The sequence below is a fragment of the Paraburkholderia fungorum genome (assembly GCF_003610895.1).
Lineage (GTDB): Bacteria > Pseudomonadota > Gammaproteobacteria > Burkholderiales > Burkholderiaceae > Paraburkholderia > Paraburkholderia fungorum_B.
On the sequence record NZ_MCAS01000056.1, the window covers coordinates 308,836 to 320,064 of the forward strand.

12 protein-coding genes are annotated in these 11,229 nt (G+C 62.3%); 4 read left to right on the forward strand and 8 right to left on the reverse strand.

Translation table 11 applies throughout. The annotated features are described in order from the left end of the window. Positions 1-2: 2 nt before the first annotated feature. Complete coding sequence (locus BCY88_RS35270) at positions 3-1,382, forward strand: MATE family efflux transporter (protein ID WP_120348700.1); 1,380 nt, start codon at positions 3-5, stop codon at positions 1,380-1,382. Here the strand turns inward: BCY88_RS35270 and BCY88_RS35275 are convergent. Together BCY88_RS35275 and BCY88_RS35280 are read right to left on the reverse strand one after the other, a co-directional pair. Continuing rightward, positions 1,341-1,793, reverse strand: coding sequence for a carboxymuconolactone decarboxylase family protein (locus tag BCY88_RS35275; protein WP_120348701.1), 453 nt, complete (start codon positions 1,791-1,793; stop codon positions 1,341-1,343). The genes BCY88_RS35270 and BCY88_RS35275 overlap by 42 nt on opposite strands. Beyond that, complete coding sequence (locus BCY88_RS35280; protein WP_120348702.1) at positions 1,745-2,236, reverse strand: MerR family transcriptional regulator; 492 nt, start codon at positions 2,234-2,236, stop codon at positions 1,745-1,747. The genes BCY88_RS35275 and BCY88_RS35280 overlap by 49 nt, the downstream gene beginning before the upstream one ends. A 321-nt stretch (positions 2,237-2,557) precedes the next feature. Between BCY88_RS35280 and BCY88_RS35285 the strand changes: the two genes are divergently transcribed. Together BCY88_RS35285 and BCY88_RS35290 are read left to right on the forward strand one after the other, a co-directional pair. Then, entirely contained in the window at positions 2,558-3,142 is a 585-nt protein-coding gene (locus BCY88_RS35285; RefSeq protein WP_120348703.1) for a ComEA family DNA-binding protein, read from the forward strand. A gap of 189 nt (positions 3,143-3,331) precedes the next feature. Next, complete coding sequence (locus BCY88_RS35290) at positions 3,332-3,760, forward strand: YidB family protein (RefSeq protein ID WP_120348704.1); 429 nt, start codon at positions 3,332-3,334, stop codon at positions 3,758-3,760. 171 nt (positions 3,761-3,931) lie between these two features. Here BCY88_RS35290 and clpB read toward each other — a convergent pair whose 3' ends face one another. Continuing rightward, entirely contained in the window at positions 3,932-6,529 is a 2,598-nt protein-coding gene (gene clpB, locus BCY88_RS35295; protein WP_120348705.1) for an ATP-dependent chaperone ClpB, read from the reverse strand. Positions 6,530-6,609: 80 nt separating this feature from the next. Continuing rightward, on the reverse strand, positions 6,610-7,146 hold the full coding sequence (locus BCY88_RS35300) for an Rrf2 family transcriptional regulator (RefSeq protein WP_120348706.1): 537 nt from the start codon (positions 7,144-7,146) through the stop codon (positions 6,610-6,612). A 305-nt stretch (positions 7,147-7,451) separates the two neighbouring features. Here BCY88_RS35300 and BCY88_RS35305 point away from each other — a divergent pair, with 305 nt between their 5' ends. Further along, on the forward strand, positions 7,452-8,000 hold the full coding sequence (locus tag BCY88_RS35305) for a group III truncated hemoglobin (protein WP_120348707.1): 549 nt from the start codon (positions 7,452-7,454) through the stop codon (positions 7,998-8,000). Positions 8,001-8,025: 25 nt separating this feature from the next. Here the strand turns inward: BCY88_RS35305 and moaE are convergent, their stop codons facing one another. The 4 genes from moaE to BCY88_RS35325 all read right to left on the reverse strand — a co-directional run. Continuing rightward, positions 8,026-8,502 carry a molybdopterin synthase catalytic subunit MoaE gene (gene moaE, locus BCY88_RS35310; protein ID WP_120348708.1) on the reverse strand — a complete coding sequence of 159 codons (477 nt, stop codon included), beginning with the start codon at positions 8,500-8,502 and terminating at the stop codon, positions 8,026-8,028. An 88-nt stretch (positions 8,503-8,590) separates the two neighbouring features. Then, on the reverse strand, positions 8,591-8,848 hold the full coding sequence (moaD, locus tag BCY88_RS35315) for a molybdopterin converting factor subunit 1 (RefSeq protein WP_120348709.1): 258 nt from the start codon (positions 8,846-8,848) through the stop codon (positions 8,591-8,593). Positions 8,849-8,874: 26 nt separating this feature from the next. Beyond that, positions 8,875-10,113 carry a molybdopterin molybdotransferase MoeA gene (locus tag BCY88_RS35320; RefSeq protein ID WP_120348710.1) on the reverse strand — a complete coding sequence of 413 codons (1,239 nt, stop codon included), beginning with the start codon at positions 10,111-10,113 and terminating at the stop codon, positions 8,875-8,877. A 348-nt stretch (positions 10,114-10,461) separates the two neighbouring features. Continuing rightward, positions 10,462-11,229, reverse strand: a 768-nt coding sequence (locus tag BCY88_RS35325; RefSeq protein ID WP_147408554.1) for an integrase core domain-containing protein, incomplete at its 5' end; no start/stop codon positions are given.

The window sequence follows — 11,229 nt, forward strand, 5'->3', positions numbered from 1 at the left end:
GCATGTTCGCTGATGTACGGAAAATCGCCGCGCTCGCCTGGCCCGTGCTGATCGGCCAACTGGCGATCATCGCGTTCGGCGTGATCGACACGGCCATGGTCGGCCGCTATTCGGCCGTCGATCTCGCCGCGCTCGGCCTCGGCTCGTCGATCTATATTTCTGTCTACATCGGTCTGACCGGCATCCTGACCGCGCTGCAACCGATCACCGCGCAACTCTACGGCGCGCGCCGCTACCTCGAGATCGGCGAAGAAGTGCGCCAGTCCTTGTGGCTCGCGCTCGCGCTGACCGTGATCGGCTTTCTGATTCTCTACTTTCCGGGGCCGGTTCTGCAGGTCGCGCGCGTGCCCGAAGCGCTGCACGAGCGCACGGTCGCCTATCTGCAGATTCTGGCGTTCGGCTTGCCGGCCGGCCTCGCCTTTCGCGTCTACAGCTCGATCACCAATGCGGTCGGCAAACCGCGGCTCGTGATGATCCTGCAGATCGGCGCGCTGCTGCTCAAGTTTCCGCTCAACACGTGGTTCATCTTCGGCGGACTCGGCGTGCCGGCGCTCGGCGGCCCCGGTTGCGCGCTCGCCAGCACCACGATCAACTGGGGGCTGGCCGTGGTTGGGATGCTGCTGTTAACGCGGGTCCACGTCTTCAAGCCGTTTGCGATCTTCGCGCACTTCTGCTGGCCGGTCTGGCGCCGGCAGGCGGCGCAGCTGCGTCTGGGCATTCCAATGGGCCTGTCGTACCTGATCGAAGTCACCTCGTACACGTTCATGGCGCTCTTCATTGCGCGCTTCGGCACGACCACGCTCGCCGGGCACCAGATCGCCGGCAACGTCGGCGCCGTGCTCTATATGACGCCGCTGTCGATCGGCATCGCCTCATCGACACTGGTTGCCCAGGCGCTCGGCGCGCATCGCCCCGAAGCGGCGCGCACGCTGTCACGGCACGGCATCATGATGGCCGTGGCGATCGCCTGCTGCTATGGCGCGATCGTGCTGGTGCTGCGGCCGTACTTGATCGAGGGCTATACGCCGAACGCGCAGGTCGCGGCGGCGGCAATGCCGCTGGTGTTGATCGTCGTGTGCTATCACCTGTTCGATGCGTTGCAGATCACCACCGCGTTCGTGCTGCGCGCGTACAAGGTGGCCGTCGTGCCGACCGTTATCTATGCGGTTGCGCTATGGGGCGTGGGGCTCGGCGGCGGCTATCTGCTCGGCTTCAATGTCCTGGGCGCGACGCCGCAATGGCTGACCGGCGCGCGCGGTTTCTGGGTCGCCAATACGCTCAGCCTCGCGATTGCCGGCATCGGTTTGCTGTTGTACTGGCGTGGCGTGAGCAAGCGGTATTTACGCGCCGAGGCTGTGGTCAGGGTGGATTCGGCGGCCTGACGGGGCTGCTTGCGCTTCCTCCAACACCTGGTCGTGCCGCTCGAAAATCTCCCGCGCCGCGAACAGTGCGTTCAGCGCCGCCGGGAAACCCGCGTAGAGCGCCATCTGCATGAACACTTCGACAATCTCCTCGCGCGTGCAGCCGACGTTCAAGGCCGCCTCGATATGCACCTTCAATTGCGGTTGCGCGCACCCGAGCGTGGCCAGTGACGCAATCGTCGCGATTTCTCGCGCCCGCAGATCGAGTTGCGGCCGGCTGTAAATATCGCCGAAGCCGAATTCGATCAGCAGGCGTCCGAAATCCGGCGCAATCGGCGCCAGTGCGGCAATCACCTGTTCACCGGTCGAGCCGTCGATCTCCTTCAGTTTGTTCCAGCCGCGGGTGTAGCGATCGTTTTGTGCGTGTTCCATGGTGAGTCCTTTTCCGAGTGCGATTGAGTTTCGTCGTTCTGTCGTGTCGGAGCACTCGCGGCGGGTTGTAGTCCCGCAGCTTCTTCGTAGTAGGCGATTTTGTCGACGATCGCGCCGAGATTGCTCTGCAACTCGGCGATCCGCGCCAAAACCGCATCCCGATGCGCCACCAGCATGTCACGGCGCTCGCCCATCGTCGGCTGACCTTCTGAGCGCAGCGCCGCGAACGCCTGCATCCCGGCGATCGGCATGCCGGTCGCCTTCAGACGCATCACGAACTGCAGCCAGTCGAGATCGGCCGGCGAATACAGGCGATGCCCCGCCTGCGTGCGCCCCACTGCCCGAATCAGACCAGCCTGTTCGTAGTAGCGCAGCGTATGGGTGGAGACGCCGATGGTTACGGCGACTTCGCCAATGGTGAGTGCTTTTGACATTTTCGACATGACGGAACTCAGGTTAGGACTTCGAGTGCACTCTAAGTCAAGTGGAAGACGCTGTCATTTGTTCGCGATTTGTTCGCGCCAACATTATTTACGGTGAGCCGCATTGATCGATAAACGCATAACGGCTCAATCGCCAAGCAAAATCTTCAAATATTGTCCAGCCTGATTTACTTGTCACGAATCGATCGGTATAAATCGACGGCGTTTGCAAATAAGGGCGCGCAATTTGTTCTATGCTTAAGCGCAGCGCCTGCTGACAGGGTGCGTCGTCCGAATTTTCCCTTTGCGGCTAACTTTTTTGCCCTCAATGGAGTGCTTGCCATGCTGAAGAAGCTTTTGATGCTTTGCGTTGCTTTGGCTTTGTCGCTGTCGGCCGGATTCGCGGCGGCCGTCGAAGTGAATTCCGCCGATCAGGCGGCGCTCGAATCGGTCAAGGGTATCGGCCCGGTGCATGCGAAAGCAATCATCGACGAACGCACCAAGAACGGTCCCTTCAAGGATGCCGATGATCTCGCCACGCGCGTCAAGGGTCTCGGCACCAAATCGGTGAGCAATCTCGAGACGGCAGGCCTGACCGTCAACGGCTCGTCCACGCCGCCTACGGGCGCCAAGGCTGCCGCGAAGTCCGGCAGTACCGCTACCACGAAGCCGGCCCCGGCAGCCGCACCCGCGGCCACCACCGCAGCCACAACCATGGCACCGGCCGCGCCTGCCGAGGCATCCGGCACCAAAGCTTCGAAGTCGAAGAAAAAGAGCAAGGCGGCTGATGCGGCGGCGGCTTCCGCGGCGCCGGCCACGACGGCTGCTGCCAGCGCGCCTGCCGACGCGTCCGGCACCAAGGCTTCGAAGAAGAAAGCGAAGAAGAGCAAGGCTGCATCGGCTGCGGCGGCCTCGGCCGGCGCTTAAAGCAGATCGAGCGCCAAGGTAGAGCGCCGGTAGCACCGTAGCCGGGCGAATCACGTGCGCTACACGCGTGATGAAAACACAGGCACGACCCAGCTCCCGTACGCTCACCGTCCATCGGCGCCGCGCAACCGCGCGGCGTTTTCACCCGCTGACTCGTCAAACACGGGTTGGCATTCAAGAGAGACCGTCATGAGCCTACTCGACACTATCGGTTCCCTGGTTGGCAAATCGCCCGAAGGCGGTGGCCAGCAAGCCCTCGTTGCAGCCGCGCTGGAATTCGTCAACAACCAGCCGGGCGGCTTGAACGGCCTGATCAGCAGCTTCAAGGAAAAGGGCCTCGGCGACGTCGTGTCGTCGTGGGTCGGCAACGGCGAGAACCAGGCGATCTCGCCCGACGCCCTGCACAGCGTGCTTGGGTCGGACGTCGTCACCAACCTCGCCGCCAAGGCCGGCGTGCAACCGGACCAGGTCACCGGCCTGCTGTCGCAGATTCTGCCGCACGTCGTCAACGCGGCCACGCCGAACGGCGAAGTACCCGCCGAAGGCACGGTGAATCCGTCGAGCGTGCTGGGCGCGCTCGGCAGCCTGTCGTCGCTGTTCGGCAAGGGCAACGCATAAGCAGCTTCGCTTCGCCCGTTGTCACCTGATAGCAGACGAAAAAAGCGGCAACGAAGGTGACTTCGTTGCCGCTTTTCAACATGGGCCGGAACGGCTCAATCTCTGCCGTTCCGTAAGTGGCCGCGCGCGCTTCGCCTGGTGCCTGGCTTGATGCGCGGCCTGGCGCACGGCTTAGTGCACGACGCGGTCGAACACCAGTTCGCCATCTTCCACTTCAACAGGAATCACATCCTTCGGACCGAACTTGCCAGCCAGAATCAGCTTGGCGACCGGGTTCTCGATCTCCTGCTGGATCGCCCGCTTCAACGGCCGTGCCCCAAACAGCGGATCGTAGCCGACCTTGCCGATGTGCTCGAGCGCCGCGTCCGACACCACCAGTTGCATGTCGAGTTTGGCGAGCCGTTCATGCAGCCGCTGCAACTGGATCCGCGCGATCGACTGGATGTTCGAGCGGTCGAGCGCATGGAACACCACAACGTCGTCGATCCGGTTCAGGAACTCGGGCCGGAAATGGAGTTTCACTTCTTCCCAGACCGCGTCCTTCACCGCTTCCTGCGGCTCGCCGACCATTGCCTGAATCACCTGCGAACCGAGGTTCGACGTCATCACGATCACCGTGTTCTTGAAGTCCACGGTACGGCCCTGCCCATCGGTCATACGGCCGTCATCGAGCACCTGCAGCAGGACGTTGAACACGTCCGGGTGCGCCTTCTCGATTTCGTCGAGCAGGATCACGCTGTAAGGCTTGCGGCGAACGGCTTCGGTCAGGTAACCGCCTTCTTCGTAACCGACGTAACCCGGCGGCGCGCCGATCAAACGGGCGACGCTGTGCTTCTCCATGAATTCGCTCATGTCGATACGGATCAGGTGATCTTCCGAATCGAACAGGAACGACGCCAGCGCCTTGCACAACTCCGTCTTACCCACCCCGGTCGGCCCAAGGAACAGGAACGAGCCGTACGGCCGGTTCGGATCGGACAAGCCCGCACGCGAGCGGCGAATCGCATCGGCTACCGCGCTGATCGCCTCGTTCTGACCGACCACGCGGTCGTGCAGTTTCTCTTCGATCTGCAGCAGCTTCTCGCGCTCGCCCTGCATCATGCGCGACACCGGGATACCCGTTGAACGCGACACGACCTCCGCGATTTCCTCCGCGCCCACCTGGGTGCGCAGCAAACGCGGCCGGGTCGGGTTGTTCTGCTCCTGCGCTTCGGCCTTGGTCACTTCCTTCAACTGCGCCTCGAGACCCGGCAGCTTGCCGTACTGCAACTCGGCGACCTTCTCGAGCTTGCCCTCACGCTGCAAGCGCGTGATTTCCGCACGCGTCTTTTCGATTTCTTCCTTCAGTTGCGCGCTGCCCTGCACCGCCGCCTTTTCCGCGGTCCAGATTTCTTCGAGGTCCGAATATTCGCGATCCAGCCGTTCGATTTCTTCTTCGATCAGTTGCAGACGCTTCTGCGACGCTTCGTCCTTCTCCTTCTTGACGGCTTCGCGCTCGATCTTCAACTGGATCAAACGACGGTCGAGCCGATCCATCTCTTCCGGCTTCGAGTCGATTTCCATCTTGATCTTCGAAGCGGCCTCGTCGATGAGATCGATAGCCTTGTCCGGCAGGAAACGGTCGGTGATGTAGCGATGCGACAATTCGGCCGCGGCGACGATCGCCGGGTCGGTGATATCGACGCCGTGGTGCAGCTCGTACTTCTCCTGCAAGCCGCGCAGGATCGCGATCGTTGCCTCGACCGACGGTTCATCGACCAACACCTTCTGGAAGCGGCGTTCGAGCGCGGCATCCTTTTCGATGTACTTGCGATATTCGTCGAGCGTGGTGGCGCCGACGCAATGGAGTTCGCCGCGCGAGAGCGCCGGCTTGAGCATATTGCCAGCGTCCATCGCGCCTTCAGCCTTGCCCGCGCCAACCATCGTATGAATTTCGTCGATGAAGACGATGGTCTGGCCTTCGTCTTTCGCGATGTCGCTCAGCACGGCCTTCAGGCGCTCTTCGAACTCACCGCGGTATTTCGCGCCGGCGAGCAACGCCGCCATGTCGAGAGACAGCACGCGCTTGCCCTTGAGCGTTTCCGGCACTTCGCCGTTGACGATACGCTGCGCGAGACCTTCGACAATCGCGGTCTTGCCCACGCCCGGCTCGCCGATCAGCACCGGGTTGTTCTTGGTGCGGCGCTGCAGGATCTGGATTGAACGGCGGATTTCGTCGTCCCGGCCGATCACGGGGTCGAGCTTGCCCGCCCGCGCACGCTCGGTCAGATCGACGGTGTACTTTTTCAGCGCTTCACGCTGACTTTCCGCGTCCTGGCTATGCACCTGCGAACCGCCGCGCACCGCCGCGATCGCGCTCTCCAGCGATTTGCGCGACAAGCCGTGCTGGCGCGCGAGGCGGCCGGCCTCGCCTTTATCGTCGGCGACCGCGAGCAGGAACATCTCACTCGCGATGAACGTGTCGTTGAGTTTTTGTGCTTCCTTGTCCGCCTGGTTCAGCAAGCCGGTCAGCTCGCGGCCGATCTGCACGTTGCCGTCCGTGCCCTGCACTTGCGGCAAACGCGTGATGGCGTCGCCCAGCGCGGTTTGCAGCGCCTGGACATGCACACCCGCACGCGAGAGCAGCGAACGCGCCGAACCGTCCTGCTGGGCGACGAGCGCCGAGAGGACATGAACCGGTTCGATGTATTGATTGTCGTGACCGACCGCGAGACTCTGCGCGTCGGCCAGTGCTTCCTGGAATTTAGTGGTAAGTTTGTCGATTCTCATCAAGAGACCTCCAATTTCGATTACCACCAAATTGAGGCGTTTTGCGCAGGTTTCAAGCGCTTTTTTGCAACCAGGAGCAACTATTTAACATTTGACGCGCGAGAATCTGCTGCCCGGGTTCCGGTGAGCAGCGCTGCATCGCCGGCGGGCGCGGCCGGCATGATCGGGATGACGGTGCCTAAACCAAGCAGCGCAGCGAGCGGTTCACTCGGTTGCGCAACATCGCCAATGGTATGGCGGTCGAGCTCGGCGAGAAACGCGTTGCGCGCCGCCTCAAACGCGCCGCGCAGACGGCAATGCGATGTAATGACACAGCCGCGGTGCTCACCGTGCTGATCCGGAAAGCAGTTGACCAGCGCGAAGTCGCTTTCCGTGGCCCGCACGATCTCCCCCACGGTCAACGCGCTGGTTTTCTCGGCGAGACGCAGACCGCCGTTGCGCCCGCGCACGGTCTCCACCCAGCCGAGTTCGCCGAGCTGCTGCACTACCTTCATCAAATGGTTTTTGGAGATCCCGTACGCGTCCGAGATGTCCTGGATGGTCGATAAGCCATCGCCACGGACACAAAGGTATAGCAGGACGCGCACTGAGTAATCCGTATAGTCGGTCAGTCTCATAAGTGCAGATGTCACGATAAGCGCAAGTCGCGATCCTCGGGATAACCGCGTCGATGCGAGGGTTGCCGGTGGCCACCGCTTCGCCTTAAGATGCAGGCGCTACGCATATTTTATGATTGTGCGCTGAACAGTCGGTGTTGATCTCTCGGCAGTAATGGTAGCGCTTCCTGCATAGGCCATTTATGCGAAAAGGGGGTTATTCGTGGCCTACTTTCTCCTGTTTGGATTGGGTTTAAGGCCATTTCTGACAGTCTGTGGCGTCGCGTGGCGATTCAGAATGAATAACCGCATTATCTGGAATTTGCATGAATCCGTCTTTTCCTGCTGCACCGGTTGTCGAACGCGCAACCGAACCTACTGAGGCGAATGTTCGCGAACTCGTTTACGGCTTTTACGACCGCGTACGCGCTGATCCGCTGCTTGGCCCGGTCTTCGACGCAACGCTTGCGGGCCGCTGGGACGACCACTTGCCCAAAATGTGCACGTTCTGGGGCAGTCTTGTGCTTGGCGCGAAGCAATACCGCGGCAATGTGCAGCAGGCGCACCAGCCGCTCGAGGGTGTCGAGCCACAGCATTTCAGCCGCTGGCTGTATCTGTTTCTGGACACGGTAGAGTCGCGCTATCAGCCGGCGGCGGCGGTCCGCTTCATGGAACCGGCGCTGCGAATCGCGCAGAGCTTGCAGTTGAGCCGCTTCGGCTGGGATTACAAGATTCCGGAGGAGCAACAGGCGTTGCTGGAGCGCGTCGCGCCGAAGCGGCGCCCGCCTGACGACGAACATGCCGCAGGCGCTTCCACACGAGCACCAGGCGAGCCGTTTCCCGCGCGGATCATCGGCAAAGCGAAAGACGATTGATGCAGGCGCCTGGCAAGCACGCGCCCTAGTCCGCCGCCTCGTTATCCGATTCGATGCCCCATCTGGCCAGTGCCGCGTCATCGGCGACGCGGGCGTCAACCCAGCGCTCGCCTTCTTCTGTCTTCTCTTTCTTCCAGAACGGCGCCTGGGTCTTCAGGTAGTCCATCACGAACTCACACGACGCAAAGGCGTCGCCCCGATGAGCGGCGGTGGTCGCCACCAGCACAATCTGGTCAAGCGGATAAAGCTTGCCGACCCGGTGCACGATCAGCACCTCGATCCCCGGCCAACGCTCGCGTGCGCTCACGACAATCGCTTCCAGCGACTTTTCCGTCATGCCCGGATAGTGTTCGAGCTCCATGGTTTCGACTGCGCTGCCGTCGTTCAGATCGCGCACGGTGCCGACAAAACAGGCCACCGCCCCGATCTTCGGATTGCGCGCACGTAACGCGGCGACCTCGGCGGTGAGGTCGAAGTCTTCCGTCTGGACGCGAACGGGCATCTCTGGCTCCTGTGCGGCTTAGCGGGGGTTGGCGAGGCCTGGTTTTACCAAACCTTCCACCCTGGTTTCTGGCGGCTATCCGGGCGATTCACCCGCCGGTGACGGGCGGAAAGAACGCGACTTCGCAATTTTCGGTGATGCGCGTGCCGGCATCGGTCATGACGTGGTTACAGGCCATGCGCAGGGCGCGGCCCTCGGCGAGGGTGTCGGCCCAGATGCCGCCGCGCTTGCGCAACCAGCCTCGCACGTCGCCGACGGTCGCGATGCCGTCGGGTACATCCACCGTTTCGTCGGCGGTTTCGAGGGCTTCGCGCACGCTTGCAAAATATCGGAGTTGAATCTTCATCGGAAAACCACCGGCGGCTGCCGGCCTCAGTTCAGCAATTCGGAAAAGGGGATGAAACGCACGGTCTCGCCGACGCTGATTGCGTGGTTCGGCGGATTGTCGATCAGGCCGTCGCCCCATACGGTCGACGTCAGTACCGCCGAGCTCTGATTCGGAAACAGATCGAGGCCGCCGGCCGCATTGATACGCGCACGCAGGAATTCGTTGCGGCGGTCGGCCTTCTTCTGCGCGAAATCGGCGCGCAGCGACAGCGCGCGCGGCGCCACCGTCCGCATACCGGCCAGAAGCAGGACAAACGGACGAACGAACAGCAGGAACGTCGCAAAGCTGGAGACCGGATTGCCCGGCAGGCCGATGAAAAAGGTTTCGGCCAACGCCGCCGCATCCGTATCTGTCTGCCGCGCGGCCCGTCGCACGGCTCCGAATGCGAGCGGCTTGCCCGGTTTCATGGCGATCTGCCACATCGACAGGCTGCCCTCCGCCTCGACGGCCGGCTTGACGTGATCTTCTTCACCGACCGACACGCCGCCGCAGGTGAGGATCAGATCGTGCGCCAGCGCCGCTTCGCGCAGCGTTGCGCGAGTCGCGTCGAGCTTGTCGGGGACGATGCCGTAGTCGGTGACGTCGCAACCCAGATTTTCCAGAAGGCCACGCAGCGTGAAACGGTTCGAGTTGTAGATCGCGCCGGGTTTCAGCGGCTCGCCAGGCATGGTCAGTTCGTCACCGGTGAAGAACACGGCGACTTTTACGCGACGGCGCACCTGGAGCTCGGCGCAGCCAACCGAGGCGGCGAGCCCCAAGGCTTGCGGCGTCAGGCGCGTGCCCGCTGGAAGGATGATCGAGCCGCTGCGGATGTCCGCGCCCTGGGCGGTGATCCATTCGCCCGGCGCCGGGCTGTGGAGAATCGTGACTTCGTTGCCGGTGGCCTCGGTTTGCTCCTGCATCACGATGGCGTCGGCGCCCGGCGGCACCGTGGCGCCTGTGAAGATGCGCGCTGCTGTGCCAGGCTTCAACGCCTCGGGCGCGTGGCCGGCTGGAATGCGCTGCGAGATGGGCAAGCGGCGGTTGCCGTCCGTTGCCAGATCTTCAGTGCGGATTGCGTAGCCGTCCATTGAACTGGTGTTCATTGGAGGGACGTCGAGCGGCGAAGTGACGTCCACCGATAGCACGCGGTTGAGTGCTTCCAGCGTAGGGATCGATTCGGTGCCGGTGATTGGGCTCGCTGCGCTGAGCAGGGTCGCCAACGCTTCGGCAGTGGAGAGCATCGGAGCGCGGGGCGTTGGAGTGGACATCTTTCTGGTCTCGAAGCCGCGGGGTTAAAGGAATATTGTAGCGGTACGGTGAGGTGCCGGTGGCGGGTTGGGGTTATGGTGGGGTTTTTGCTTTTGGCGGTGGGATTTTTTTGGCTGTTTGCCTACGGCGTTGGCCTTTTCTTGATCTGTTTGCCTGCGCGGCGCTTGGCTGTTTGCCTACCGCGTTGGCCTTTCCTTGCTTTGTTGTTGGTTTATTAGCGTTGCCCCTGTGCGGGGCGGCACCTACTTTTCTTTGCTTGCCGTGTATAGACCGGAGACATGGTTGACAAACGTGCGGAGACATCATTGACACTTTTATGGTCAGCGATTCTCGCTCCTCAGGTCAAGGGTGAGGATGCGGTGATGTGCAAACCAGAATTCAAATACGCCGTCTTCGCCCGGCTTTGCGCGTGCTGCAACCGGCAGCCCATAAAGAGCATTCGAGACCTTGAGATGCCGTCCTTCAAAGCGTAGCCGGCCGTCGGATTTGACCCGCAGCACCACGTCATCCGGGCCGTACTCTGGCTCCTGCAGCGCTGATGGATACGCCCGCGGGCTCGGCTTGTAACGGCTGATCGGTGTATCCATGCCGATCGCTTCATGCGGGCGCTCGCAGTTATATATGGTGCGCCAGCGGTCCAGTTCCTGCTGCACGTGCTCCTGCGTAGCGAAGCTTCGTCCGTTCAGCACTTCTGCCTTCAGCGTCCGGTGAAACCGCTCATCCTTGCCGTTGGTCTGCGGGTGATACGGCCGGCTGTAGCTGATGCGGATGCCCAGCCGGATCAGCCAGACGGCCAGCTCGGTAAGCTGCCCCGGACTGCCGGGCGAGCCCCACGGCGAGCCGTTATCGGTGTTGATGCGCAACGGCAGGCCGTAATGCCCAAACGCCTCCCTTAAGCCTGCCTGCACGGTAGCGGTGTCGGTGGGGCCACAGGCGCGCAGCAGGATGCTGAAGCGCGAGTGATCGTCCAGTACCGTCAGGGGGCTGCAGCGCTCCTTCCCGAGGGTCTCGAAGTGCCCCTTGAAGTCCATCTGCCAGAGTACGTTGGGCTGGTCGTGCTCAAAGCGCTTCCAGGGCTCGCTCATCGC